Origin of the sequence: Stenotrophomonas sp. WZN-1 (genome assembly GCF_002192255.1) — a bacterium.
In the GTDB taxonomy this organism is placed as follows: domain Bacteria; phylum Pseudomonadota; class Gammaproteobacteria; order Xanthomonadales; family Xanthomonadaceae; genus Stenotrophomonas.
Map to the genome: position 1 here is coordinate 496972 of NZ_CP021768.1, position 24136 is coordinate 521107.

Here is a 24136-nt window from a genome sequence, read left to right on the forward strand (position 1 = left end):
GCTCGGCGGCGCCCGGCAATCGCGCTACAGTCGACGCCTCGCCACTCCAGGGAAGACCCGATGCGATTCTTGCTGCGTGCGTTGCCGCTGTTGCTGTGTTCGCTGGCGGTACATGCCGCCGAGGTGGACCGCCGGATTGCGGTGACCATTGACGATCTGCCATGGGCACGGCTGGACCAGATCATGCCGCCGGACCTGCAGGCACGGCATGAGGCGTTGATGGCCCAGTTGCAGCAGGCGGGCGTGCCGGTGGTCGGCTTCGTCAACGAGAACAAGCTTGAGGTGGACGGGCAGGTGCAGCCGGCGCGGGTGCAGATGCTGCGCGACTGGCGCGATGCGGGCTATGTGCTGGGCAACCACACGTACTCGCATATGGATCTCAATGCCAAGGGTGTGGCGGCGTTCCAGCAGGATTTCCTGCGCGGCGAGACGGTGCTGCGGCCGCTGCTGGCCGAGAGGGGGCAGGCGCCGCAGTGGATGCGCCATCCCTATCTGCGCGCTGGGCGCACCCCGGAAGAGCGTGCGCAGATGGATACGTTCTTCAGGCAGCACGGCTACCGCGTGGCGCCGGTGACAGTGGACAACGGCGAGTGGGTGTGGGCGTTCGCCTATGCCAACGTGATGAACGAGCAGGCGGACTCGCCTGCGCGCGAAGCGACGCTGGCGCAGCTGCGCAAAGGCTATGTGCCGTATATGCTGAACAAGCTGGATTACTACGAGAAGCAGTCGCAGGCGCTGCTGGGGTACGCGCTGCCGCAGGTGTGGCTGATGCACGCCAATGAGCTCAACGCGGCCACGTTCGCCGAACTGGTGGCGGCTACCAAGCGCCGCGGCTATCGCTTCATTCCGCTGGACGAGGCGATGCATGACCCGGCCTACGCACGCGGTGCCGAGGGTTACAACGGCCGCTACGGCCCGAGCTGGCTGCACCGTTGGGCGATGGCGGAGAAGAAGCCGAACGACTTCTACGCCGGCGAACCCGAGGTGCCGGCGTGGGTGATGAAACTGGCCAAGGTCGATTCGGAGTAAGGCTCAGCGCTTGACGGCCAGCACGCCGTCAAGCGCCAGCTCGGCCTTGAAGCCGGCCTTCTCCAGCCGCTTGGCGACTTCACGCGGGACGTCGCGGCCACTGGTCAGCTTGTTCGGCGCACCGGTGTAATGGAACAGGCGGCCACCTTTGCGGATGACGCGGGCGAGGTGGTCGTAGAACACCTGCGAGTACAGCTCGCCGGCGATGCCGAAGCGCGGCGGGTCGTGCAGGATCGCATCGACACTGTTGCTGGCCACCTGTTCGATCTGCTGCGAGACGTCGCCGTGGCTGAACTGCAGGCGGCCACCGGCGGCAGCCGAGTCCGGATCCGGCGACCACGGGTTGAGCGTGCGCAGCCACATCACATCGGCGTTCTTCTCGAACGAGCGGATCTGGCCGACACCGGCCTCCAGCGCGCACGCGGCGAAATAACCCAGGCCGCCGCAGGTATCGAGGATGACCTTGCCGGCGGGAGCGACCAGCTCGACCTTGCGTCGCGCATCCTCGAACGGCGACAGCTTCGAGGTCGGCAGCATCTTGATGCCGTCGATCTCGAAGGTGGGTGCACCCCACTCGGTCGGCACCAGCTTGATCAGGGAACCGCTGTAGCGCGAGATCGGCGCGAACGCCTCGCCATCCCAGTAGTACAGCGTGCGGTCCTTCAGCTTGCCCGGCCACGGGTGGGGCTGGCCACGGAAGTGGAAGCCGTCAGCGTGCAGTACCACGGTGTCCTGGCTGCGGCCGAGGTCGAGCGAGCCCTGCCATTCGGCGGCGCCCTTGTCATGGGCACGGCGCAGGGTGTCGGCGCTGTCGCGGGTCAGCAGGGGGCCGGTGTAATGGGGCACGGCGGGTACCGGGGCGGTTCGGGGGAGGGCATGGTACCGCAGCTGTTGTAGCGCCAAGCCGATGTCACAGTAGATCCACGCCATGCGTGGATGCAGGCAGGGAGGAGTCGAGCGTGGGCCCGACGCTGCCGCTGGTACAGCTGTAGCCGTGCGTGGTGCCTTCTCCTGAGATCATGTTGACGCCACGCGATGGCCGCATGCCCTGCAGCGCGCACGACCGACGGTGGACCTCCTGGGTTTCTGGTGGCTGCTGATCAAAGTCGTAGCGCAGGCTGCCGTCTTCCTGCATCAGCCAATGCACGGTGACGCGCTCATGGCGACCATCACCGAGATCCCAGTCCAGGGTGCGCATGATCAGGGTCTGGCCATCGGGCAGCTGCCGGACTTCGTCATAGGCACCCTGGGTCTTCGGTGCGCTTACCGCAAGCAGCAGAAACAGCAGCATTGGCATCGCTCCTCAAAGAAGACAGGATGTGCCCATATTGCCCTGAGCCGCCATCAGAATCATTGCGTCTTACGGGCACTTGACCGCGTATACGGGCCCAGCCCCGATCAGCATCAACGCCATGTAATCGCTGTCGCTGGCCTTGCCTTTCAACGTGGCGCCTTTGTTGAAGTGGAAGATGCCGAAGCCGCCAGCGATGCGGATCAGGGCGCTGTCGATCTGGTCGGCATCATCACGGAAGTAGCGGCTGATCTCGCTGCGGTTGGCTTTGTGCAGGGCATTGGGCTCGCGCTGCCACTGCTCGCCACGGCTGAAGGAGACGAAGTACTGGCCACCTTCCTTGTCGATGCGGAAGTCGGCGGGTTTGCGCGCGCTGGTGGCGAAGCAGCCCTGCAGCGGGTCGGCGGAGAAGGGAAGCCCGGCGTCACCGCTGCAGGCGGTGGTCAGCAGCAGGAGGGCACCGGGCAGCAGCAGGCGGAGCGTGCGCATGGGATGTCCCTACAGGGCGGGTGCGGCTAGTGTAGGCAGCACGCGGGCGCGGCCCGTACAGAAATTCGGCAAGAACACAGGGGTTTTCGGATGGCGCAGGGCAAGGCACCGTGGTGCGGCGTGGCCAGTTGGCTGGGGATTGCAGTGGGGTGGGGCGCGGGCACCCTGGCGGCGCAGGCGGCCGTCGCTGCGGGTGGCAATGGCATGGCCGCAGGGCTGGGCGTGGGCGTGCTGGGTGCGGCGCTGGTGGGCGGCGGCCTGGCGGTGGCCTCGCGCGTGCGCGGTGAGCGCTGGCCGTGGATCGGCATTGCTGGCGCGGTGCTGAGCGCGCTGCCGCTGCTGATGTACCTGCTGCGGATGATGTTGAAGCTCTAGTTGTAGAGTCGAGCCATGCTCGACTTGTGGGCAACGCAGCCAGGCATGGCCTGGCTCTACTGGTCAGCGGCGGCCGGAACATGCCATGCCGGACAGCGGCCGGCACTACCCGATGTGATTCACGCGCTGCGATGGATCTCCACGGTTACATGCACCAGCTCTTCGTGGATGGCCAGCGCGGTGCGCACGGTATCGGCATCGAGGCTGGCGTCGCTGGTGACCACGCTGGCGCTGACCGCGTACTTGCCGCGGCCGACCTGCCAGACGTGCAGGTCGGCCAGGCGTGCCGGCCACGGGCCCTGTTCGATCACTTCGCGCACTTCGGCCACCACCGGCGCGTCCATCTGCGCGTCGAGCAGGATGCGGCCGCTGTCGCGCAGCAGGCCGATCGCCCAGACCGTCACCAGCACGGCGCCGACCAGGCCCATCACCGGGTCCAGCCAGGTCAGGCCCAGCAGCTTGCCGCCGAGCAGGGCGACGATGGCCAGCACCGAGGTGGCAGCGTCGGCCAGCACGTGCACATACGCCGAGCGCAGGTTGAGGTCGTGGCCGTGTGCGTGACTGTGATCGTGGTGATCGTGGTCATGCCCGTGGTGAGGGCCATGCTCATGCCCGTGGTGGTGATGCGCGTGGCCCGGGCTGTCGTGCAGCCACCAGGCACACAGCAGGTTCACGCCCAGCCCGACCGCAGCGATGGCGATGGCTTCGTTGTAGTGGATCGGTGCCGGTACCCACAGCCGCTCCAGCGATTGCACGGCCATCAGCGCGGCGACGCCGAGCAGGGCGATGGCGCTGGTATAGCCGGCCAGGATCTCGATCTTCCAGGTGCCGAAGGCGAAGCGCGGGTCGTGCGCGTAGCGGCGCGCGCAGCGATAGGCGAACACCGAAAGGCCCAGCGCCAGCGCATGCGAACTCATGTGCCAGCCATCGGCGAGCACGGCCATGGAGTTGAACCACCATCCGCCGACGATCTCCACCAGCATCATGCAGACGGTGAGCCACAGGGCGCGGCGGGTGTTGCGTTCGGCCAGCGGGTTGCCGTCGTCGAAACGGTGTTCGTGGCGACGGGCGGCGGCGAGGGCGTCCAGATGCATGGGGGTCAGAGGGTGGAGTGGATACCCCTATAGGGTATATGATCCGGCCATGGCTCATGTACACAAGCATCGAAAGCAGCTGCTGACCCGGGTGCGCCGCATCGGCGGCCAGGTGGCGGCATTGGAGCAGGCGCTGGACAGGCCGGAGGGTGAGGCCGGCGCCTGTGCGGACGTGCTGGTGCAGGTTGCCGCCGTGCGCGGTGCCGCCCACAGCCTGCTGATGGAGCTGCTGCACGAGCACCTGCAGGAACACGTGGTGGGCGCCGAAGACCCGCAGCAGCGGGCGGACGAGGCCGCGGTGCTGGTGGAGCTGCTGCGCCGCTACGGCAAATAGCAGCGGCCGGCACTACCCGTACCGGTGCCGCGCGTTCCAGATGTGCGTGGCGGCCAGCAGCAGGCTGCCGGTGACCGTCATCGGTGTCTCCCAGTCGTGCGAAGGCAGCGCCAGCGCGCCGGCCAGCAGCAGGCCGAGCCCGGCGCCGGCGGTGGCCCAGGCCAGCACGGGCAATGGGTGACGGCGCTCGGCCCGCCACAGCGCGTAGCCGGTCAATGGCAGGGCGATGGCCACGAACAACAGGTGCACCCATTCCGCTTCGGCCCAGGTGCCAAGCAGTGGCAGCGCGGCGGCAAGCAGGGGCAGGGCCAGGCAGTGCAGCAGGCACAGGCTGGACAGGGCGACCGCGCCGGCATCGAGCAGGGCGGCAGAAGGCGACTTCATCAGGGGAGGTTCCTTGCGCAACAATTGTTATACAGTAACATTTCCGTTCCGCAGCCAACCCGCTCCGACATGAACACTGTTTCCCGCGCCGACCGTCGCCTTCCGGTCACCGTGCTGTCCGGCTTCCTCGGGGCCGGCAAGACCACCCTGCTCAACCAGATCCTGCGCAACCGCGAGGGCCTGCGCGTGGCGGTCATCGTCAACGACATGAGCGAGGTCAACATCGATGCGCAGCTGGTGCGCGAGGGTGGCGCCGAACTGCGCCGCACCGAAGAGACGCTGGTGGAATTCAGCAATGGCTGCATCTGCTGCACGCTGCGCGACGACCTGCTGCAGGAAGTGCGGCGGCTGGCCGATGCAGGGCGCTACGACTACCTGCTGATCGAATCGACCGGAATCGGTGAACCGATGCCGGTGGCGGCCACCTTTGCGGTACGCGACGAGCACGGCTTCAGCCTGAGTGACATCGCGCGCCTGGACACGATGGTGACGGTGGTGGATGGCAGTGCGTTCCTGGCCGACTTCGGTTCGACGCTGCGCCTGGCCGAGCGCGGGCAGCAGGCCGGGCCGGATGATGATCGCGGCGTGGTCGACCTGCTGTGCGAGCAGGTGGAGTTCGCCGATGTGATCGTGGTCAGCAAGATCGACCAGGTGGATGACGAAGTGCTGCAGGACACGCTGGCCGTGCTGCGCGGCTTGAACCGCGACGCGAAGCTGCTGCTGTCCAGCTTCGGTGATGTGCCGCTGGCCGAGCTGCTGGACACCGGCCGCTTCGATTACGAGCGTGCGCAACGTGCGCCGGGTTGGGTGAAGGAACTGCGTGGCGAGCACACGCCGGAAACCGAGGAATACGGCATCGCCAGTTTCGTCTACCGCTCGCGGCGCCCGTTCCATCCTGCGCGCTTCGCGCGCGCGCTGCAGTCGGGCATGCCTGGCGTGATCCGCAGCAAGGGCTGGTTCTGGCTGGCCAACCGCATGGACTGGGTGGGCGAGCTGAACACCGTGGGTGCTGCGACGCGGACGCAGGCGGCGGGGTTCTGGTACGCCGCGCGCGACCGCGTGCGTGCCGGGCTGGAAGACACTGCGCCGCTGCTGCCACCGACGCCACTGCCATACAGCGACCTGGGGTGGGCGCGGCAGCAGGCCGACTGCTGGAGCGCGCCGTTGCCGGGGCTGGAAGAATTCCCGGATGCGGCTGCACATTCGGCGATGCAACGGCTGTGGCACCCGCTGTGGGGGGATCGCCGCCAGGAGCTGGTGGTGATCGGCGTACACATGGATGAGCGTGCGGTGCGCGCGGAACTGGATGCCTGCCTGCTCAACGAACAGGAGCTGCGTGCCGGCCCGCTGCTGTGGCATCAGCTGCCGCAGGCGTTCCCGGTGTGGAAGCGGTGATGGTGCACTGAGGATCCAAGGGTTGCCGGCCATCGGCCGGCACTACCTGTCATGCATCGATCCACGCATGGCGTGGATCTACAGGGCGTCGCGCCACTGCCAGCCATCGGCACCGACCTGCAACACCTGCGTCGGCTGCAACGCCTGCAGCAGGTGCCGGTCGTGGCTGACCATCACCAGTGCGCCCGGCCATGCCGCCAGCAGTTCTTCCAGTGCCTGCAGCGCGCTCAGGTCCAGTGCGTTGCCGGGCTCGTCCAGCAGCAACAGCTGCGGTGCGGGGTCGGCATACAGCACGCTGGCCAGGGCGCCTTTCACCCGTTCGCCATCGCTGAGGCTATGGGCTGCACGCTGGATGCGCTGCGCGTCCAGCCCGAGCAGGGCCAGCCGGGTGCGCAGTTCACCGGTATCAGCCGCCGGGTTGGCGGCCTGCACGGTGTCGAGAATGCTGCGTTCGCCGGACAACCCCAGCAGCTGCTGGTCGAGCAGCGCCAGCGGTGCATGGCGTTGCACGGTGCCACTGCGTGCAGGCAGCTGGCCGGCCAGCACGCGCAGCAGCGTGGACTTGCCACTGCCGTTGTCACCGACTACGGCAATGCGCTGCCCGCGACGAATCTCCAGCTGCAACGGCGCACTGCAGCCATGCGGCAGCACCAGCGAGTCCACCTGCAGCAGGCGCGCGCTGCCACGTTCGCCGTCGCCTGCAAACAGCGCCAGTTCCGGCGCGGTGTGAACCGCCGAGGCTGCAGCGCGCAGGTGATCGGCGCTGGCCTGCAGGCGCTCGGCCTGTACCTGCTGCGCGCGGCCGTGGCTGGCCTCGGCACGCTGTTTCTGCCGGCCGAGCAGGATCGGCGCCTGGTTGGCCTGCTTCGCATCGCGATTGCCGCGTGCCTGGCGTTGCTGCTGGCGCTCGTGCTGTTCGCGTGCGCTGCGTTGCTGCTGCCGGTGCTGGGCGCGCGCATGGTCGAGCTGTGCAGCAGCGGCTTCGCGTTCGGCGGCACGCGCGTCGGCGTAGTGCTGCCACGGCCCGCCATAGCGATGCAGCCCCCGTGCGTCGAGTTCGACGATCTGCTGCATGTGCGCCAGCAGCTCGCGATCGTGGCTGATTGCCAGCAGGCCCCCACGCCACTGCTGCAGGTGTTCGTACAACTGTTGGCGATGACGGGCATCGAGGTGGTTGCTGGGTTCGTCCAGGATCAGCCAATCGGCGCCGCTGGCCCAGGCGCCGGACAGTGCCACCTGCATGGCCTGGCCGCCACTGAGGCGCGCGGCGGGCTGGGCAGGATCGAGATCGCCGGGCAGCCGTAGCGCCTGCCATTGCTGCTGCAGGCGCTCGCGCAGGTCCCAACGTTCACCGACGCAGGCGAAGTCGGTCTCGTCCACGCTGCCGGCTTCGATGCGTTGCAGCGCGGCCAGTTCCGCGCCGACGCCGGCCAGTTCACCGACCGTACCGGTGGGGGGATAGCCGGGCGTCGGCAACAGGAACACGCGGCCGCTGCTGCGTACCTGCCCGCTGTCGGGCATCAGTTGGCCGGCCAGCAGGCGTGCGAGCACGCTCTTGCCGGTGCCGTTGGCACCGACCAGGCCGGTGGCGACCGGTTCGAAGGAAAACGACAGATCGGAAAACAGCGGGCGGCCGTCGGCCAGCCGATACGACACGCGATCGAGCGTGAGTGAATGTATGGTCATGCGACCTCCATGGATGCCGGGTTCTCCCCTGCGCGCAGGGGCGGGAAGAGTCAGGCCGTCTGGTGGAAAGACGGCGGCATCAATGGCGCATTGGTCGCGAGCCTCTGGGAGGAATGAGGGGGCAGTATAGCGGGGCTGGCTGAATGGTTTGATGGCTCGACGCTACAAAGGCATCCACGTATGGCGTGGACCTACTGTGGGCCGGGTGTGGTGGGCGCGCCTAGGGCACGGTTTCCAGACGGGCGCTGACGAAATCGATGAACACCCGCAGCTTCGGCAGTACGTGGCGGCCCGAGGGCCACAGCAGGTGAAAGATGCCGCAGGAATGCACGTGTTCGTCCAGCACGGTGACCAGGCGGCTGTCCGCCAGCGCATCGCGCACCGAGTGCACCGGCACGAAGGCCAGGCCGACGTGGCGCAGCGCCAGCGCCACCCGCGCCTCGATGGTGTTGGCCACCATGTGCACCGGCAGCTCCTGCGGTGTTTCATGGTCGGGCCAATGGATCGGCCAAAGCTCCAGCTTGCCGGTGCTGGGGAAGCGGTAGTGCAGCAGCGTGTGCTGCATCAGCTCCGCCGGCGTGCGCGGAATGCCGCGGCGCTGCAGGTAGGCCGGCGAGGCAACGATGCGCCGTGGAAACACCCCCAGGCGACGTGCGTTCATGCGTGAATCGCTGGGTTCACCAACACGCAGCACCGCATCGAAACCTTCCTCGATGACATCGACCAGCCGGTCGCTGAAATCGAGGTCAAGGCGGATGTCCGGATACGCGGCCATGAATTCGGCCATCAACGGCAGGGTGAGGTCGCCCACCAACGGCAGGCCGATGCGCAGCGTGCCGCTCGGCGCAGCGTGCGGTTGCGCCAGTTCGGTGCGCGCGGCATCGCGCTCGTCGAGGATGCGCCGGCAGCGTGCCAGGAACAGCTGGCCCTCGGCGGTGAGGGTGATGCTGCGCGTGCTGCGATGGAACAGGCGCACGCCCAGTGCATGCTCCAGCCGCGCAACGCACTTGCCGGCGGCCGAGGCGGAGATGCCCTGCAGGCGCCCGGTCTCGACGAAGCTGCGGGTGTCGGCGGCATGCACGAAGGTCTGCAGGTTGGCGAGGTTGTCCAGGACTGACATGGGCGTGCGGGCGATGAAAGCGGCAGGGTAGGGGGGGCGCGATCGCGGCGGGCGGCGCCGCCACCGCAACACTGTGGTGCGGGGCGGGTCGCCGGCCGTTGCGGCCTTGCCGTTCCGGGCATGATGCCGATTGCGGACTGCACGGTCCATGATGCCCGGAGCGGCAACCGGCTTTTTGCGCCGAGCCGTGCTGCCTAACGTGGCGGGCCTCTCCCCACGGATCACCGCGATGAATGCCGCTCTTTCCCTTGAACCCGCACCGACGCTGCCCTCGGTGCAGCGGCTGTTGCAACAGGTGCACCCGCAGCGCCTGGTCGGTGCGGTGGTGCTGGTGCGCGAGCACGGCGTACTGCGCCATGCCAGCGCGACCGGGCTGGCTGATCGCGAGTCGGCCCTGCCGATGCAGCGGGACCAACTGTTCCGGCTGGCATCGGTCAGCAAGCCGCTGTTGACCACGGTGATCCTGCGCCTGGTGGCCGAGGGCGTGCTCGACCTCGATGCGCCGGTGCAGCGTTGGTTGCCGGACTTCCGCCCGACGCTGGCCGATGGCCGCACGCCGCCGGTCAGCCTGCGCCAGCTGCTCAGCCACAGCAGCGGGCTGGGCTACCGCTTCCTGGAAGCCGATGCGGAGGGCCCCTATGCGCGCGCTGGGGTCAGCGATGGCCTGGACGCGAACCCGCTCTCGCTGGCCGAGAACGTACGCCGCATCGCGCAGGCACCGCTGCTGTTCGAGCCGGGCAGCCACTGGCTGTACTCGTTGGGCGTGGATGTGGCCGGTGCGGTGGCCGAAGCCGCGACCGGTGAAACGCTGCAGGCGCTGTTCACGCGGTTGCTGGCCGCCCCCTTGGGCCTGCGTGATACCGCGTTCGCCACGCGCGAGGGTACGCGGCTGGCCGCGCCCTATGTGAGCGACACGCTGCAGCCGCATCGCCTGCGCGAAGGCGAGGTGGTCGCGCCGTTCGAAGGTACGGTCGGCATCGAGTACAGCCTTGCGCGTGCCCTCGATGCCAGCCGTTTCGCTTCCGCCGGCGCCGGCCTGGTGGGTACCGCCGATGAAGTGATGTCGGTGCTGGAGGCGCTGCGTGATGTGCAGCGCTCCGGCCTGCTGCCGCCCGCGCTGGCGGCAGAGATGGCCCGCCCGCAGGTGGGCGAGCAGGGGCCGCCGGAACCGGCTGGCTGGGGCTTCGGGCTGGGCTTTGCGGTGTTGCGCGATGCTGCCGCCAGTGGCACGCCGCAGCGCGAAGGGACCTGGCGCTGGGGCGGCGCCTATAGTCACAGCTGGTTCGTTGACCCGTCGCGTGGGCTGAGCGTGGTGGCACTGACCAACACCCTGTACGAAGGCATGGACGGTGTCTTCGTCGATGAGCTGCGTGATGCGGTGTACGCGGATCTGGAGACCGTGCGATGAGCGGCCATGCCATCGATGCGGCCAGCCCGGCCGGTGAGGCCACGCGCCTGCCATGGGCGGGACTGCTGGCGCTGGCAGGAGGCGGCTTCATCACCCTGCTGACCGAGACCCTGCCGGCCGGTGTACTACGGCCGATGGGCGACAGCCTGGGCGTGAGTGATGCGGCGGTTGGCCAGCTGGTGAGCGTGTATGCGCTGGGCTCGGTGATGGCCGCGCTGCCGATGACCGCGCTGACCCAGCGCCTGCCGCGGCGTCCGCTGTTGTTGGCCGCCATTGCCGGTTTCGTGGTGGTCAACACGCTGACCGCGCTGAGCAGCAGTTACGCGCTGATCCTCGCTGCGCGCTTCCTGGCCGGCGTCAGCGGTGGCCTGCTGTGGTCGCTGGTGGCCGGCTACGCCGCGCGCATGGTGGTGCCGTCGTTGCAGGGGCGGGCCATCGCGGTGGCCATGGTGGGTTCGCCGTTGGCGCTGTCACTGGGGGTGCCGGCCGGCACGCTGCTCGGCCAGCAGATCGGCTGGCGCTGGGCGTTCGCATTGATGAGCGTGCTGGGCGTGGGCCTGCTGGCGTACGCGCGCTGGACACTGCCGGCGCTGCCAGCGGCCGGTGCCGGCCAGCGCACCTCGCTGGGTACGGTCTGGCGGATGCCCGGCGTGCGCAGCACGCTGCTGGTGATGGCGCTGTACGTGCTGGCGCACAACGTGCTGTACACCTACATCGAGCCACTGGCAGTCGATGCGGGTGCTGGTGCGTGGCTGGACCGGCTGCTGCTGGCGTTCGGCGTGGCGGCGATTGCCGGCATCGGGATTGCTGGCTGGGGCGTGGATCGCCACCTGCGTGCGCTGGTGTGGGCGGCGGTGATCGGCTTCATCGTGCCGGTGCTGATGTTGCTGGCATGGCCGGGTGCAGCGACCGCGCTGCTGCTGGCGACGATCCTGTGGGGCGTGGCGTTCGGCGCAGTACCGACGCTGTTCCAGACCGCACTGGCACGCCGTGCGGGTGCCGCCGCGGACCTGGCGCAGTCGATGCTGGTGACCGGCTGGAACCTGGCCATTGCTGCCGGCGGCGTGGCGGGCGGGGTGCTGCTGCAGGCCAGTGGCCCACGCCAGCTGGGATGGCTGCCGTTGCTGTTGCTGGCGGTGGCCGTGGCGTGGCTGCTGGCACGGCCGAAGGCGTGGGCGTAGGCGGCCGATCAGTGTCACGTGGTGCCGGCCAGCGGCCGGCACTACCGTGGTCCGCGCCATCCACGCATGGCGTGGAACTATCGAGCGCAGCGACCCGCGTTTGCTTTTGCTTTCTTCTGTTGATTCCGTGGTGGGACGCAGCCGGAACCCGACCGCCCCGGCCAACTCCGGGATAGCTGTACGCGAACCACCACGAGGGGCTCTGCCGTTGGCCGTCCTACTCGATCCCCTCACGCTCGATCGGCACGCTGCGCGGGTTCTGCATGTGTTCGCGAGCAGCGCCATACTGCTGCTGCCGCTTGTGGTGGAAGGCGACGAACTCATCGCGGGGCAGTGGCCGCGAGAACAGCCAGCCCTGGCCGAATTCCACGTGCCGGCTGTGCAGGTAGGCCAGCTGTGCTTCGGTTTCCACGCCCTCGGCCACCACCCACAGGCCCAGTTCCTTGGCCATGTCGATGATGTGCGGCGTGACCGGGCTGGTCGCGCTTTCGGTACCGATCGCATCGATGAACGACTTGTCGATCTTCAGCGCATCCAGTGGCAGCTGTTCCAGGTACTGCAGGCTGGAGAAGCCGACGCCGAAATCGTCGATGGCAACGCTGTGGCCGGCACGGCGTGCCTGCGCCAGCATCGTGCGTGCGCGGTCCAGGTCGAGGAAGCCGCGCTCGGTGGCCTCCATCCAGATCTGCTGCGGCAGGATGCCGCTGCCGGCCATGTGCCGGGAAATCATCTTCAGGGCACGGCCGCTGCTGATGTCTTCGGCGGCGAGGTTGATTGCGATGTGTGCGCTGCGGTCGGCCACCAGCAGCTCGCGCATGTCGCGCACCACGTTCTCGATCACCAGGTCGGTGACGTCGGCGATCATGCCGGCCTCTTCGGCCAGCGGAATGAACAGGTCGGGTCGCACCTGGGTGCCATCCGGGCGTTGCCAGCGCACCAGCGCTTCGGCGCCGACGCAGATGCCGGTGTCCAGCTCGATGATCGGCTGGTAATGCAGGTACAGCTCGCGGCGGCGGATGGCGGTGGCCAGTTCACCGCGCAGCGACAGGCGGCGCCGCGATAGCCAGATCACCAGGCCGGCACCGGCGGCGGCCAGCAGCAGGCCCACCGGCACGTACAGCCACGCCTGCTGGCGGAACGCTGCGGCCAGCGCGGTGCGTGGCGTCGTGGCGATGGCCAGCCATTCCTCGTTGCGCGAGGTGGCGTACAGCGTGCTGTGATCCAGGCCTTCGCCGGGGTCGCGCAGCAGCGCCTGCAACAGCTCCGGGTCCAGGCCGGGCTGTTGGGCCAGCAGGCGTCCATCCGGGCTGGCCAATGCCAGCCGCACGTTCGGGTCGGCAATGACATCGACGAAGCGGCGCGGGTCCACCAGTGCGTCGTAGGACCCATACAGGATCGCCAGCACCTGGCGCCGCCCGCTGTTTTCAGGTCGCACGTCCACTGTAATGCCGGCGCCATCGCTGGTGACGTGGTCCGGCGAGGGCTGATCCACGTCGGACAGGAACGGTCCCCATGAGGTGCAGCGCAGCTTGCCGCCTTCGAAGTAGCCCATCTGGTCGATCGACGGGGTGGTCATCACCAGGGTCTGCATGCGCCGGACGTGCTCGGCACTGCAGGGCACGTAGGCGCCGGCCTCGGCCGATTTCAGCGCCGCCAGTGCCTCCTGGTAGGACAGGTCGGAGCGGCGCAGGGTGCGGTCGGCGATGTCGCGCAGGCGCTGCTGCTCGACGCTGACCGCGCGGTCCCAGGTGGCGTAGGCCATGACCGCGATCGGCACGGCGGCGGCCAGCAGCGCCAGCGCGGTGCCTCCAATGATGACGCGCAGCCGGCTCATGGCCGGGGCTCCAGCAGGGCGGGCGGGGCAGGGCGCATGGTCGGGCCGGTCCTTGGGCAGATGCGGCTATCTGAGCATGGCATCGGGCCGGGCGGAATGGGATCAATACGGTATTCGGTCACATTGTGGTGAAAGCGGCCAACTTTGACGTAATAGGTTCGTCCGGTGCTGGCGCTCGGCGCCGTGGAGGACTACCGTCGAACGCTTCGCCCGCCCCTTTTGCCCGCCCATGACCGAGCCCGCAACGCCCCCCGAGCACCTGCGCCGCAGCCTGTCCAACCGCCACCTGCAGCTGATCGCCATCGGTGGTGCCATCGGCACCGGCCTGTTCATGGGCTCGGGCAAGACCATCAGCCTGGCAGGCCCGTCCATCGTCTTTGTCTACCTGATCATCGGCGCGATGCTGTTCTTCGTGATGCGCGCGATGGGCGAGCTGCTGCTGTCCAACCTGCAGTACAAGTCCTTCATCGATTTCTCCACCGACCTGCTCGGTCCGTGGGCCGGGTTCTTCTGTGGATGGACGTACTGGTTCTGCTGGATCGTCACCGCCATCGCCGATGTGATCGCCATCGCCGCCTACGCGCAGTTCTGGTTCCCCGGGCTGGATGCGTGGATACCGGCGCTGGCCTGCGTGCTGCTGTTGCTGGCGCTGAACCTGGTGACGGTGAAGCTGTTCGGCGAAATGGAGTTCTGGTTCGCGCTGATCAAGATCGTGGCGATCTGCGCACTGATCATCACCGGCGCTGGGCTGGTGGCATGGGGCTTCACCTCGCCCAGCGGCCACACCGCCTCGCTGTCGAACCTGTGGAATGACGGTGGCATGTTCCCGATGGGGCTGGTCGGCTTCTTCGCCGGTTTCCAGATTGCGGTGTTCGCCTTCGTCGGCATCGAGCTGGTCGGCACCACTGCCGCCGAAACCGCCGACCCCGAGCGCAACCTTCCGAAGGCGATCAATTCGATCCCGGTGCGCATCATCATCTTCTACGTGCTGGCGCTGATCGCGATCATGGCCGTCACCCCGTGGCGCCAGGTGGTGCCGGACAAGAGCCCGTTCGTGCAGCTGTTCGTACTGGCTGGCATTCCCGCCGCCGCCAGCCTGATCAACTTCGTGGTGCTGACCTCGGCGACGTCCTCGGCCAACAGCGGCATCTTCTCCACCAGCCGCATGCTGTACGGCCTGGCCGAAGAGGGCCACGCCCCGCGCGGGTTGTCGAAGCTGTCGCGCGCCGCGGTACCGGCGCGCGGCCTGCTGTTCTCGTGCCTGTGCCTGCTCGGCGGCACGCTGCTGATCTACCTGATTCCCAACCTGGTGACCGCCTTCACCCTGGTGACGACGCTGGCGACGGTGCTGTTCATCTTCGTCTGGTCGCTGATCCTGGTGGCCTACATGGCCTATCGCCGCCGCTACCCGGAGCGCCATGCTGCATCGATCTTCAAGATGCCCGGCGGCGTTACGATGTGCTGGGCCTGCCTGGTGTTCTTCGCCGGCGTGCTGGTGCTGCTGAGCCTGCAGGGCGATACCCGCCAGGCGCTGATCGCCAGCCCCGCGTGGTTCGTGCTGCTGGGTGTGGGGTATTGGGTGCGGCGGAGGGCTGCGAAGTAACCCGGCGTTTTCGTTCCATTGATTGATCCAGAGATCTTTCTGGAGTGGGGTCAGAGCCCGTTGCCCAGCAACGGGATCCGACCCCGGCAGGTCGCGGGCTCGCAGGAAATCGGCCGTTGCCGTTGCTGTTGAGGTTGCCGGCCAGCGGCCGGCACTACCGCAGGTGCAGGGCGCAGCCCTGCCGACCCCCATTCACTCAACATTAGCGGGCGCGGCCGGATCATCCGGCCGCCATGTCCCGTCGCCCCCTCCTGCTCGCGCTGTTGCTGCTGCCCAGCCTGTGGCCCGGGCTGGCCGCCGCGCGCACCGTCTATCGCTGCGTGCAGGGCAACACCGTCAGCCTGGCTACCGCGCCGGAACCCGGCTCGCGCTGCACCGCCAGGGAGATCGACGACAACGCCATCCAGACCCCGAACCTGTGGGGCAACATGGGCGTGTTCAGCGGCGTGCTGTACGAGCGCGAACAGGACGGGGCGCTGGTCTACTCCACGCGCAACCTGCCCGGGTCGCGGGTGTTCCTGAAGTTCACCGTGGCCACGCCACCGGGCGAGCCGGCGCATGAAGGGCTGGGCAAGGTCGGCAAGCCGCAGCTGGCACAGCACGCCAGGCAGTTCAAGGCTGCGGCCAAGGCCACCGGCGTCGATGATGCCTGGTTGCGTGCGATCGCCCACGCCGAAAGCAATTTCGATGCGCTGGCCGTATCCAGCAAGGGCGCGCAGGGCGTGATGCAACTGATGCCCGATACCGCACAGGAATACGGGGTAAGCGATCCGTTCTCGCCGCAGCAGTCGATCGAGGGTGGCGCGCGCTACATGCGCGCGTTGCTGCGCCGCTACAACGGCGACCGCCCGCTGGCGGCGGCCGCCTACAACGCCGGCATCGGGGCGGTCACCCGCTACAAGGGCGTGCCGCCCTACGCTGAAACCCTGGCCTACGTGGACAAGGTGATGGCGCTGTACGCGCGCTACCGTGAAGCGATGGGCATCCGCACCGAGGTACCGGCGCGCTAGCCGGCACTCAGCGCGAGGTGGAGGTGCTGACCAGGTCGTAGCGCTCGATGCGGCCGACGCGTGCCACCTCGGCCTGTACGTCGGCACGCTGCTTGAGTGCACGCCATGCGGCATCGATGCGCACATCGCCCGGCAAAGACGGATAGGTGCGCATGTCCTGCAGGCTGGCCAGGGTTTCACCGCGTTCAACCGGCGAGCGCAGCTGTTCGATCAGCACGGCGGCGGCACCGTCCAGGTTGCCTTCTTCCAGCAGCATTTCGCGATGGAACAGGCGCGCGTCATCGCGCTGGGCCAGGATCACAGCGCGTGCCGCATCGCGCGCCTTGGCATCGCCACGCTCGCGGGCGGCGGCGAACTGCAGCAGCGCCTGCGCGGCCTTGCCGTAGCCGGCGAGGCCCGGCATGTCATTCACTGCCTGCGCAGCGTCCTGCATGCGCCCCAGCGAACTGAACACGAAACCGACATTCATCTGGTGCTCGGCACCATCCGGGCCGAGCGCACCGATGCGTGCGGCCTGCTTCGCGGTGGCCAGTGCCTCATCGGTGCGGCCCAGCCGGCGCAGCGCGGTGAGCCGGCTGTTGAGCAGCCAGGCCACCCATTCCGCTTCCGCGGCGGCGGGCGATTCGCCGTTGCCCGCCGCACCGGCCATGCCCTCGGTCAACGACAGCACTTCCTCGTTGCGGTCCAGCATCAGCAGGGTGGTGCTGAACTCCGCCATGCGCGCATCCAGTGCGCGGTCGAGCAGGCCGGAGACGCGCAGTTGATCGAGGTGGCGCTGTGCCGCCTGCACCGGATCGAAGCGCGCATCGCCGCGATCGACATAGCGGTCGAAGCGTTTGTCGCTGCGCAGGCGGATGATCTCGGCCGGGCTGTCGATGCGCGCCAGCGTGGCTGGGATGTCGTCGCTACGCCCGTTGTCGGCCTGCAGCGTGGCCAGCGCCAGCCACAGCCCGCTGGGTTCCAGGCCGCCGCTCTTCCAGCCGTTGTCGAACAGCGCCTGCAGCAGCTCCATGCGCTTCTGCGGCTGGTCGCGCAGGCGGTACTGCAGGTAGTTGATGGCGTGGTGATCGACCGGCAGTGGCGCGTCAGCATGCTGCAGTGCCTTCACCAGGAATGTGGTGGCTGCGGCCGGCTGGTTGTCCGACAGTTCCACCGACACCTGGGTGAGCAGGACCTGGGCATCCTCCGGCAGGGCCTCCTGCGCCCGCTGCAGGTAGCGGCGGGCCTGGTCCGGCTTCTTCTGCATCAGCGCGGTCCAGCCTGCCACCTGCGCGGCGCGGCCACGATGCTCGGCATCGAAGTCGTCCAGCAGGGGATCCTCCATCAGCCGCTCCATGCTGATCAGTGCGCCCAGCGTATTGCCACTGCGTGCCTGCTGGATCGCGTCGTCCCAGCGTGTGGCGTACGCCGCATGCACCGCATCGGCGGTGGCGGAAGGCTTCTGCGGGGCCACCGTGATCGAGGCGGTGGCCGGTGTGCTGGCCAATGCCGCCAGCAGCAGGGCGGCGAGGGGGATGATGCGGGGCATGGAGGCTCTCCATCCGTGGGAACCGCATTGAACCTGCTGCAGCCAGCGAGAACAAGCGCGACGCATGGAACTCTGGTATCCGGCAGTACGATTGGCCGTGGCGGATTGCACCTTCACCGTCTATTGTCGGTGCCTCTTCAGGCAGGAGTAGCGCAGCACGATGGCACGGTGGCAATGGATGGCGGCAGGAGTGGCGTTGGCAACGGCGGTGGCATTGGCTGCAACCTGGTGGGAGACGCCGCTGCACACGCTGGCCGAACCTGCGGGCCCGGCGCCCACGCCCTTGGCCTGGACCGCACAGATCGAGCCGCTGGCCGGCGACGGCCATCCCGGTGACCGCGACGGTGGATCCGCGCAGGCGCGTTTCGCCGACCCCTACGCGCTGCTGCGCGGTGCCGATGGCAGCATCTACTTCACCGATGCCGGCGACAACAACCGCATCCGTCGCCGGCTGCCCGATGGGCGCATCGAAACGGTGGCCGGGCAGGGCGAGGGACGCGTCGATGGCCCTGCGCTGCAGGCCAGTTTCAATACCCCCTCCGGCATTGCCGCCGATGCGCAGGGCAATCTGTACGTAGCCGACACCGGCAATCACGCGATCCGTCGCATCGGCATCGATGGCCAGGTGACCACGCTGGCCGGTGGCGAACAGGGCCATGCCGATGGCCCCGCCGCGCAGGCGCGTTTCGATGCGCCGATGGGCATTGCGGTAGACGCGCAGGGCCGGGTCTACGTGGCCGACACGTTCAACGATCGCATCCGGGTGATCGATACCGATGGCAACGTGCGCACCCTGGCCGGTGGTGATCGGCCGGGCCTGGCCGATGGCACGGGCGCCGCTGCGCGCTTCGATACGCCGGTGGCATTGGCCTTCGACGCACACGGTGCCCTGCTGGTGGCCGACCTGTTCAACAACGCGGTCCGCCGTGTTGGCGCCGATGGCACGGTCAGCACCGTGGTCGCCGCCGGTGGCGTGATCAATGGGCCGCTGTCACTGGCCACCACCCACGACGGCGTGCTGTACGTGGGCGATCTGGATGGCCGCATCGTGCAGGTGACGCCGCAGGGCCACCAGATCGCGCTGGTCGGCAATGGTCGCCTGCCACGCCTGGCCCGCCCCAGTGGACTGGCGATGGATGCAGATGGCAGCGTGCTGGTGGCCGACGCCGCCAGCTACCGCCTGCATCGCCTGCGCCCGCTGCCGGTGGGCGATCTGCCGGCGCCGGCGCTGGTCGGCCCGGCCGCCGATGCCGCGTTGCCGAAGACCGGGGGCCGTTGGCCGCTGGCACCGCAGGAGGGCTGGCACGAAGTGGTCGGTACGCTGGGCGAAGTGCGTGGCAACTTCAGCGGCGAGAGCCGCCACCACCTGCACGGCGGCTTCGACGTGCGCGGTGACGTGGGCCAGACCGTGCTGGCGATCGCCGATGGCAAGATCAGCAGCCCGGTGGCGGCCTGGAGCCTGGGCGAGCAGGCCGAAGGGCTGTCGGTGGATCGCCTCAAGTACATCCACATGCGGGTCGGCCGCACTCCGCGCGACCAGCCGTTCGATGCGCGCTGGCAGGCGTTGTATGACGAGCAGGGCAAGCTGGAGCGGATGCGCGTGCGCCGCGGCATGCGCATCCACGTCGGCGACCGCCTGGGCAGCATCAACAACCAGGCGCACGTGCATCTGGCGGTGGGCACGGGTGGTTTCGAGACCAATGCGGTGGCGCTGGGCTTCCACAACTATGCCGACCACTTCGCGCCGCGCATCACCGATGTGGCCCTGCTGGACGACAACGATCAGCCGATGGCGGCGGGCAGGGACGGCGTAGTGATGGTGGCGCGCCAGGGCCGCGGCGTGCAGATCGTGATCGAGGCCTGGGACCAGGTCGACAACAACCTGCCGCGCCGTCGCCTGGGCATGTACCAGGTGGGCTACCAGATCCTCGATGCCACTGGGCAGCCGCTGCAGGGTTACGAGCAGCCGCGCTGGAACATCGTGTTCAACCGCATGCCGCCGCAGAAGGAAGCGGTGCGCGTGGCCTACGCACCGGACAGCGGCATCACCGTGCATGGCAGCGCGGTGACCCGTTTCCGTTACCTGGCCACCAACACCGTGCGTGACGGCCTGATGGAGACCGGGCGCTGGCAGCCGGCGGCGTTGCCGCCGGGCGAGTACATCGTGCGTGCCAGCGTGCGCGACTACAGCGGCAACGAAGGCGTCGGCCCGCGCGAGATCAGAGTGCGACTGCTGCCATAGCGGCAGCCGGGGCGCCGCAGCGTTCGCGCTCAGCGTCCATGTCTTCCAGCGGCCGCACCTCGATGCTGCCGAAGCGCGCCCACGGGAAATCGCGGGCGATACGCATGGCTTCGTCGCGGTCGCGCGCGACGATCAGGTTGAAACCGGCCAGCAGTTCGCGGGTTTCAGCGAACGGGCCATCCAGTACGCGGCTGTGGCCATCGCGCACGCGCAGGGTCTGTGCAGTGTCGACCGGCTGCAGCTTCTGCGCGGCCAGCAGCGTGCCTTCGGCCTGCAGTTTGTCGGCGTGGGCGAGGCAGTCGCGCATCAGCGCGTTGAATTCTTCGGTGGGCAGCGCCTGCAGCAGGGCAGGCTCGATGTAGATCAGAAGCAGGTACTGCTGCATGGCACGGTCCTGGCGGGGGCGGGGTGTCCATGATGGCGCAGGATGGCGCGTGGGCATGTTGCAGCGCGGGAGGCGCGCCTTCGGCGGGGATCGGCGAACGACGGAGCCCCTCCGTGGTGGAGCTACAGCGTGATCCTTTGGCTTGGCCGGGTGGGTAGGCGGGTCGGGGGACGCCGTAAACCCATCCATGGGGGCTTGGCCGCGGCATCCATGCCGCGGACACCCCCGCCCCGCCTACCCACCAGGCCCTGGACAGGTTCCTGCGGCGTCCACCACAGAAAATCACAAGCAAGAGCAAAAGCGGGTCGCTTCGCTCGCAAAGCCGAGCCCGCTAGCCAACCGCCGTTGTTGTTGCCTTTGCTTCTGCCTTTTCTCTTGATCTTCCCGTGGTGGGTCAGCCGCAGAGATCTGTCTGGGGCCGGGCGGGTGGGGTTGGCGGGGTATCCGCGGCATGGATGCCGCGGCTAAGCCCCCATGGACGGGTTCACGGCGTCCCCGCCAATCCCACCCGCCCGGCCCACCCACAGGAAACCAGCTTTCAGCGACCAACCCAACCCACCACGGAGGGGCTCCGCCGTTCGCTGACCTCCGCCGAAGGCGCGCTTTCCACGGAAGAAATAATTTTCAAAAGACGTGTCGATTCCCCGCCCCCTGGTTCGTTGTACCCAGTGAAGGGCACGCACCACGCGTCCCCACGGGAGACCGCAATGAAAGTGATGGTGATCGTGAAGGCCAACGCCGACTCCGAAGCCGGCCGCATGCCCAGCGAACAGGAATTGTCCGAAATGGGCGCCTTCAACGAACAACTCGTGGCCGCCGGCATCATGCTGGCCGGTGAAGGCCTGCACGCCACCCAGCGCGGCCGCCGCATTCACTTCGGCAGCGGCGCGCCCAAGGTCGAGGCCGGTCCGTTTGGTCCTGCCAGCGAACAGATCGCCGGCTTCTGGCTGTGGGAGGTGCGCTCGCTGGAGGAGGCCGTCGAGTGGGCCAGCCGTGCGCCGTTTGGCAGTGGCGGCACCCTGGAACTGCGTCCCTTGATCTCCGCTGAAGACTTCGGCGAAGCCTTCACCCCCGAATTACAGGAGCAGGAACAGCGTCTGCGTGCACAGCTGGAAGGTTGACCCGATTCATCTCCCTGCCGGGCACGACCCGGCGCTACCGCTCTGAACCACACCACGGAGTATTGCCATGAAACTGATTCCCTTCCTCGGCTTCAGCGGCCAGGCCCACGAGGCGATGGCGTTCTACGCCAAGGCTCTCGGCGGCCAGGTCACCTCGGAAATGAAGTACCGCGACATGCCGCCGTCCGATGGCTCGCCGGGCTGCAACGAGATGCCGCCGGAAACCCTGGACCACGTCGCGCACAGCCAGCTGGAAATCGGCAGCGCCATCGTGATGGCGGCCGACGGCCCCGGTGGTGGCGAGAGTGGTTCGACCACCATCAATGTCGACGTCGACAGCATCGAAGAAGCTGAACGCGTGTTCGCGGCGCTGGCCGAAGGTGGCCAGGTGCAGATGCCGATCGCCGAAACGTTCTGGGCGCACCGCTGGGGCATGCTGATCGATCGCTACGGCAAGCCATGGATGGTCAACTGCATGAAGCAGCCCTGATTCCTCTCTTTCTTTCATCCACAAGGAGCTTCACCGATGAGTGCACCGCAACCGCAGATGATCTTCGTCAACCTGCCCGTGCAGGATCTGGAAAAATCCAAATCCTTCTTCACCGCGCTGGGCTACACCTTCAATCCAACTTACACCAACGATGACGCGGCGGGCATGGTCATCAGCGAGAGTATCTACGTGATGCTGCTGACCCAACCTTTCTTCCAGCAGTTCACCAACAAGCCGATTGCCGATGCGCATACCCACACGGAAGTAATCAACGCGCTCTCGGCACCCAGTCGCAAGGCAGTTGACGAGCTGGTGGACAAGGCCCTGGCCGCCGGCGCCAGCGAACCGCAGCCGGCGCGCGACCTGGGCTTCATGTACCAGCGTGGCTTCCAGGACCTGGACGGCCATCTCTGGGAAATCGCACACATGGACGGCGAGCCGGGCTGACGGCCGCCGCAGGGGGAATCCTCATGGCTTACGTGGATGCTTACGTGCTGCCGTGCGCGCAGGACAAGGTGGCGGCCTACCGCCGCCTTGCCCGCAAGGCCGGCGCGGTGTGGAAGGACCATGGCGCGCTGCAGTACATGGAATGCGTGGCTGACGATGTGGAACCGGGCAAGAGCACCTCGTTCCCGCGCGCGGTCAAGGCGAAGCCGGGCGAGACGGTGATCGTCGCCTTCGTGGTGTTCCGTTCGCGCGCGGCGCGCGACCGTATCAACGCGAAAGTGATGGCTGACCCGCGGCTGGCATCGCTGGACCCGAGGGACATGCCGTTCGATACCCGGCGCATGTTCTGGGGCGGCTTCAAGCCGATTGTTGAAGCGTGAGCTGCGGCGCTTGTGCGGGCCGGGCGTGCGTGCTGTGATCGGCGCATGCTCGAGCCCGCACTGACGCAGCGTCTGGAAACCCTCTGGCGGATGGAGTCGCCAGTGCTGATCGCGCGCCTGGCGCGGCTGCTCGGTGGCGATGTCGGCCGTGCCGAGGAACTGGCCCAGGACACCTGGCTGGCCGCGCTGGAGCGTTGGCCGGAGCAGGGCATCCCGGACAACCCCGGAGCCTGGCTGATGACCACCGCGCGCAACCGTGCCATCGATGTGCTGCGCCAGCACCAGCGGGTCGCGCAGCAGCACGCGCAATGGGGCGAGGAACTGCATCCGGCGGCGCTGCCGGCACCCGATGACAGCCAGGCGCTGGAGGATGACCTGGGCGATGACCTGCTGCGGCTGATGTTCGTGGCCTGCCATCCCGTGCTGCCGGCCGATGCGCGCGTGGCACTCACCCTGCGCCTGCTCGGTGGCCTGACCACCATCGAGATCGCGCGTGCGTTCCTGCAGCCGGAGCCGACCATCGCCCAGCGCATTGTGCGCGCCAAGCGCACCCTGGCGCAGAAGCAGGTGCCCTATGAAGTGCCGCGCGCGGAGGCGATGCCGGAGCGCCTGGCCTCGGTGCTGGAGGCGATCTATCTGGTGTTCAACGAAGGCTACGCGGCCAGTGCCGGCGACGACTGGATGCGCCCGGCGCTGTGCGAGGAAGCGCTGCGGCTGGGCCGCATCCTGGCGCATCGGTTGCCGGTGCCGCCGGTGCTGGGCCTGCTGGCGTTGATGGAACTGCAGGCCTCGCGCGCAGCGGCGCGCGTGGATGCGCAGGGGGCACCGGTGCTGCTGGACCAGCAGAACCGCGCGCGTTGGGACTGGCTGCAGATCGACCGCGGCCAGCAGGTGCTGGCGCGCGCGTTGGCCCTCGGCGGCGACCAGGACCCCTACGTGCTGCAGGCGCGCATCGCGGCCTGCCATGCGGCTGCGCGTCGCGCTGACGCCACCGATTGGCCGCGCATTGCTGCGCTCTATACACAGCTGCTGCAGGTGCAACCTTCGCCGGTGGTGGCATTGAACCGGGTGGTGGCGATCCTGCGCAGCGACGGGGCCTTCGCCGCATGGGCGCAACTGCAGCCACTGCTGGTCGACCCGCGCCTGCGCGACTACGCGCCGCTGCAGGTGGTGCGCGGCGAGCTGCTGCAGGCACTGGGACGGGCGCAGGACGCGCGCGATGCATTTGCCGAAGCCGCCCGGCTCAGCCAGAACCAGGCCGAGCGCGGACTGCTGCGGCAACGGGCGGGCCTGCCCCCCACGGAATGAAC

24 protein-coding genes are annotated in these 24136 nt (G+C 68.2%); 14 read left to right on the top strand and 10 right to left on the bottom strand.

All coding sequences use genetic code 11. From position 1 onward, the window contains the following. The first annotated feature begins 60 nt into the window (after positions 1–60). Positions 61–1029 carry a polysaccharide deacetylase family protein gene (locus CCR98_RS02290; RefSeq protein ID WP_087921359.1) on the top strand — a complete coding sequence of 323 codons (969 nt, stop codon included), beginning with the start codon at positions 61–63 and terminating at the stop codon, positions 1027–1029. Positions 1030–1032: 3 nt separating this feature from the next. Here the strand turns inward: CCR98_RS02290 and CCR98_RS02295 are convergent, their stop codons facing one another. The 3 genes from CCR98_RS02295 to CCR98_RS02305 form a co-directional block, all read right to left on the bottom strand. Continuing rightward, on the bottom strand, positions 1033–1875 hold the full coding sequence (locus CCR98_RS02295; RefSeq protein ID WP_087921360.1) for an MnmC family methyltransferase: 843 nt from the start codon (positions 1873–1875) through the stop codon (positions 1033–1035). A 64-nt stretch (positions 1876–1939) separates the two neighbouring features. After that, positions 1940–2320 carry a hypothetical protein gene (locus CCR98_RS02300; RefSeq protein WP_087921361.1) on the bottom strand — a complete coding sequence of 127 codons (381 nt, stop codon included), beginning with the start codon at positions 2318–2320 and terminating at the stop codon, positions 1940–1942. 69 nt (positions 2321–2389) lie between these two features. Next, positions 2390–2809 carry a hypothetical protein gene (locus tag CCR98_RS02305; RefSeq protein WP_087921362.1) on the bottom strand — a complete coding sequence of 140 codons (420 nt, stop codon included), beginning with the start codon at positions 2807–2809 and terminating at the stop codon, positions 2390–2392. Between the two features lie 90 nt (positions 2810–2899). Here CCR98_RS02305 and CCR98_RS02310 point away from each other — a divergent pair, with 90 nt between their 5' ends. Continuing rightward, on the top strand, positions 2900–3184 hold the full coding sequence (locus tag CCR98_RS02310) for a hypothetical protein (protein WP_087921363.1): 285 nt from the start codon (positions 2900–2902) through the stop codon (positions 3182–3184). A 119-nt stretch (positions 3185–3303) separates the two neighbouring features. Here the strand turns inward: CCR98_RS02310 and dmeF are convergent, their stop codons facing one another. Beyond that, on the bottom strand, positions 3304–4278 hold the full coding sequence (dmeF, locus tag CCR98_RS02315) for a CDF family Co(II)/Ni(II) efflux transporter DmeF (protein ID WP_087921364.1): 975 nt from the start codon (positions 4276–4278) through the stop codon (positions 3304–3306). Between the two features lie 49 nt (positions 4279–4327). Here dmeF and CCR98_RS02320 point away from each other — a divergent pair, with 49 nt between their 5' ends. Then, positions 4328–4612 (top strand): metal-sensing transcriptional repressor, encoded by a 285-nt coding sequence (locus tag CCR98_RS02320; protein ID WP_087921365.1) that lies wholly within the window; start codon positions 4328–4330, stop codon positions 4610–4612. Positions 4613–4624: 12 nt separating this feature from the next. On the opposite strand, the gene CCR98_RS02325 is transcribed toward CCR98_RS02320, so the two are convergent. Continuing rightward, entirely contained in the window at positions 4625–4996 is a 372-nt protein-coding gene (locus CCR98_RS02325; protein WP_087921366.1) for a MerC domain-containing protein, read from the bottom strand. A gap of 69 nt (positions 4997–5065) precedes the next feature. Here CCR98_RS02325 and CCR98_RS02330 point away from each other — a divergent pair, with 69 nt between their 5' ends. Further along, entirely contained in the window at positions 5066–6391 is a 1326-nt protein-coding gene (locus CCR98_RS02330) for a GTP-binding protein (protein WP_087921367.1), read from the top strand. Positions 6392–6469: 78 nt separating this feature from the next. Here the strand turns inward: CCR98_RS02330 and CCR98_RS02335 are convergent, their stop codons facing one another. Both CCR98_RS02335 and CCR98_RS02340 read right to left on the bottom strand, forming a co-directional pair. After that, complete coding sequence (locus tag CCR98_RS02335) at positions 6470–8077, bottom strand: ATP-binding cassette domain-containing protein (RefSeq protein ID WP_087921368.1); 1608 nt, start codon at positions 8075–8077, stop codon at positions 6470–6472. Positions 8078–8297: 220 nt separating this feature from the next. Next, positions 8298–9197 carry a LysR family transcriptional regulator gene (locus CCR98_RS02340; protein WP_087921369.1) on the bottom strand — a complete coding sequence of 300 codons (900 nt, stop codon included), beginning with the start codon at positions 9195–9197 and terminating at the stop codon, positions 8298–8300. Positions 9198–9426: 229 nt separating this feature from the next. On the opposite strand from CCR98_RS02340, the gene CCR98_RS02345 reads away from it, so the two are divergent. Both CCR98_RS02345 and CCR98_RS02350 read left to right on the top strand, forming a co-directional pair. Further along, positions 9427–10605: a serine hydrolase domain-containing protein gene (locus CCR98_RS02345; protein WP_087921370.1), complete on the top strand. Its 1179-nt coding sequence runs from the start codon at positions 9427–9429 to the stop codon at positions 10603–10605. Further along, on the top strand, positions 10602–11786 hold the full coding sequence (locus tag CCR98_RS02350; protein ID WP_087921371.1) for an MFS transporter: 1185 nt from the start codon (positions 10602–10604) through the stop codon (positions 11784–11786). Before CCR98_RS02345 ends, CCR98_RS02350 begins: the two co-directional genes overlap by 4 nt. Positions 11787–12003: 217 nt before the next feature. Here the strand turns inward: CCR98_RS02350 and CCR98_RS02355 are convergent, their stop codons facing one another. Continuing rightward, positions 12004–13620 carry an EAL domain-containing protein gene (locus tag CCR98_RS02355; RefSeq protein WP_087921372.1) on the bottom strand — a complete coding sequence of 539 codons (1617 nt, stop codon included), beginning with the start codon at positions 13618–13620 and terminating at the stop codon, positions 12004–12006. 229 nt (positions 13621–13849) lie between these two features. Between CCR98_RS02355 and cycA the strand changes: the two genes are divergently transcribed. Beyond that, complete coding sequence (gene cycA / locus CCR98_RS02360) at positions 13850–15223, top strand: D-serine/D-alanine/glycine transporter (RefSeq protein WP_087921373.1); 1374 nt, start codon at positions 13850–13852, stop codon at positions 15221–15223. Between the two features lie 233 nt (positions 15224–15456). Next, positions 15457–16233 carry a lytic transglycosylase domain-containing protein gene (locus CCR98_RS02365; RefSeq protein ID WP_087921374.1) on the top strand — a complete coding sequence of 259 codons (777 nt, stop codon included), beginning with the start codon at positions 15457–15459 and terminating at the stop codon, positions 16231–16233. Positions 16234–16240: 7 nt separating this feature from the next. Here CCR98_RS02365 and CCR98_RS02370 read toward each other — a convergent pair whose 3' ends face one another. Then, the gene (locus CCR98_RS02370; RefSeq protein ID WP_087921375.1) at positions 16241–17761 is read right to left on the bottom strand and encodes a hypothetical protein; all 1521 of its coding nucleotides are present in this window, start codon (positions 17759–17761) and stop codon (positions 16241–16243) included. 160 nt (positions 17762–17921) lie between these two features. On the opposite strand from CCR98_RS02370, the gene CCR98_RS02375 reads away from it, so the two are divergent. Beyond that, positions 17922–20003 carry an NHL repeat-containing protein gene (locus CCR98_RS02375; RefSeq protein ID WP_087921376.1) on the top strand — a complete coding sequence of 694 codons (2082 nt, stop codon included), beginning with the start codon at positions 17922–17924 and terminating at the stop codon, positions 20001–20003. Here CCR98_RS02375 and CCR98_RS02380 read toward each other — a convergent pair. Then, positions 19981–20388: a YciI family protein gene (locus CCR98_RS02380; protein WP_087921377.1), complete on the bottom strand. Its 408-nt coding sequence runs from the start codon at positions 20386–20388 to the stop codon at positions 19981–19983. The two genes, CCR98_RS02375 and CCR98_RS02380, sit on opposite strands and share 23 nt — an antisense overlap. 707 nt (positions 20389–21095) lie before the next feature. On the opposite strand from CCR98_RS02380, the gene CCR98_RS02385 reads away from it, so the two are divergent. The 5 genes from CCR98_RS02385 (at position 21096) to CCR98_RS02405 (ending at position 24134) form a co-directional block, all read left to right on the top strand. Further along, positions 21096–21509: a YciI family protein gene (locus tag CCR98_RS02385; protein ID WP_087921378.1), complete on the top strand. Its 414-nt coding sequence runs from the start codon at positions 21096–21098 to the stop codon at positions 21507–21509. A 67-nt stretch (positions 21510–21576) separates the two neighbouring features. Further along, a complete protein-coding gene (locus tag CCR98_RS02390) occupies positions 21577–21999 on the top strand; it encodes a VOC family protein (protein ID WP_087921379.1) in 423 nt (140 codons plus the stop codon). A gap of 36 nt (positions 22000–22035) precedes the next feature. Next, positions 22036–22446 (top strand): VOC family protein, encoded by a 411-nt coding sequence (locus CCR98_RS02395; RefSeq protein ID WP_087921380.1) that lies wholly within the window; start codon positions 22036–22038, stop codon positions 22444–22446. Between the two features lie 23 nt (positions 22447–22469). Further along, positions 22470–22826 carry a DUF1428 domain-containing protein gene (locus CCR98_RS02400; RefSeq protein ID WP_087921381.1) on the top strand — a complete coding sequence of 119 codons (357 nt, stop codon included), beginning with the start codon at positions 22470–22472 and terminating at the stop codon, positions 22824–22826. A gap of 45 nt (positions 22827–22871) precedes the next feature. Further along, entirely contained in the window at positions 22872–24134 is a 1263-nt protein-coding gene (locus tag CCR98_RS02405; RefSeq protein WP_087921382.1) for a sigma-70 family RNA polymerase sigma factor, read from the top strand. Positions 24135–24136: the final 2 nt, after the last annotated feature.

Excerpts from the sequence above, each read along its gene's own strand:
- CCR98_RS02290 (WP_087921359.1), top strand. The coding sequence starts at position 61 with ATGCGATTCTTGCTGCGTGCGTTGCCGCTGTTGCTGTGTTCGCTGGCG.
- CCR98_RS02300 (WP_087921361.1), bottom strand. The coding sequence starts at position 2,320 with ATGCTGCTGTTTCTGCTGCTTGCGGTAAGCGCACCGAAGACCCAGGGT.
- CCR98_RS02305 (WP_087921362.1), bottom strand. The coding sequence starts at position 2,809 with ATGCGCACGCTCCGCCTGCTGCTGCCCGGTGCCCTCCTGCTGCTGACC.
- CCR98_RS02310 (WP_087921363.1), top strand. The coding sequence starts at position 2,900 with ATGGCGCAGGGCAAGGCACCGTGGTGCGGCGTGGCCAGTTGGCTGGGG.
- dmeF (WP_087921364.1), bottom strand. The coding sequence starts at position 4,278 with ATGCATCTGGACGCCCTCGCCGCCGCCCGTCGCCACGAACACCGTTTC.
- CCR98_RS02320 (WP_087921365.1), top strand. The coding sequence starts at position 4,328 with ATGGCTCATGTACACAAGCATCGAAAGCAGCTGCTGACCCGGGTGCGC.
- CCR98_RS02325 (WP_087921366.1), bottom strand. The coding sequence starts at position 4,996 with ATGAAGTCGCCTTCTGCCGCCCTGCTCGATGCCGGCGCGGTCGCCCTG.
- CCR98_RS02330 (WP_087921367.1), top strand. The coding sequence starts at position 5,066 with ATGAACACTGTTTCCCGCGCCGACCGTCGCCTTCCGGTCACCGTGCTG.
- CCR98_RS02335 (WP_087921368.1), bottom strand. The coding sequence starts at position 8,077 with ATGACCATACATTCACTCACGCTCGATCGCGTGTCGTATCGGCTGGCC.
- CCR98_RS02340 (WP_087921369.1), bottom strand. The coding sequence starts at position 9,197 with ATGTCAGTCCTGGACAACCTCGCCAACCTGCAGACCTTCGTGCATGCC.
- CCR98_RS02345 (WP_087921370.1), top strand. The coding sequence starts at position 9,427 with ATGAATGCCGCTCTTTCCCTTGAACCCGCACCGACGCTGCCCTCGGTG.
- CCR98_RS02350 (WP_087921371.1), top strand. The coding sequence starts at position 10,602 with ATGAGCGGCCATGCCATCGATGCGGCCAGCCCGGCCGGTGAGGCCACG.
- CCR98_RS02355 (WP_087921372.1), bottom strand. The coding sequence starts at position 13,620 with ATGAGCCGGCTGCGCGTCATCATTGGAGGCACCGCGCTGGCGCTGCTG.
- cycA (WP_087921373.1), top strand. The coding sequence starts at position 13,850 with ATGACCGAGCCCGCAACGCCCCCCGAGCACCTGCGCCGCAGCCTGTCC.
- CCR98_RS02365 (WP_087921374.1), top strand. The coding sequence starts at position 15,457 with ATGTCCCGTCGCCCCCTCCTGCTCGCGCTGTTGCTGCTGCCCAGCCTG.
- CCR98_RS02370 (WP_087921375.1), bottom strand. The coding sequence starts at position 17,761 with ATGCCCCGCATCATCCCCCTCGCCGCCCTGCTGCTGGCGGCATTGGCC.
- CCR98_RS02375 (WP_087921376.1), top strand. The coding sequence starts at position 17,922 with ATGGCACGGTGGCAATGGATGGCGGCAGGAGTGGCGTTGGCAACGGCG.
- CCR98_RS02380 (WP_087921377.1), bottom strand. The coding sequence starts at position 20,388 with ATGCAGCAGTACCTGCTTCTGATCTACATCGAGCCTGCCCTGCTGCAG.
- CCR98_RS02385 (WP_087921378.1), top strand. The coding sequence starts at position 21,096 with ATGAAAGTGATGGTGATCGTGAAGGCCAACGCCGACTCCGAAGCCGGC.
- CCR98_RS02390 (WP_087921379.1), top strand. The coding sequence starts at position 21,577 with ATGAAACTGATTCCCTTCCTCGGCTTCAGCGGCCAGGCCCACGAGGCG.
- CCR98_RS02395 (WP_087921380.1), top strand. The coding sequence starts at position 22,036 with ATGAGTGCACCGCAACCGCAGATGATCTTCGTCAACCTGCCCGTGCAG.
- CCR98_RS02400 (WP_087921381.1), top strand. The coding sequence starts at position 22,470 with ATGGCTTACGTGGATGCTTACGTGCTGCCGTGCGCGCAGGACAAGGTG.
- CCR98_RS02405 (WP_087921382.1), top strand. The coding sequence starts at position 22,872 with ATGCTCGAGCCCGCACTGACGCAGCGTCTGGAAACCCTCTGGCGGATG.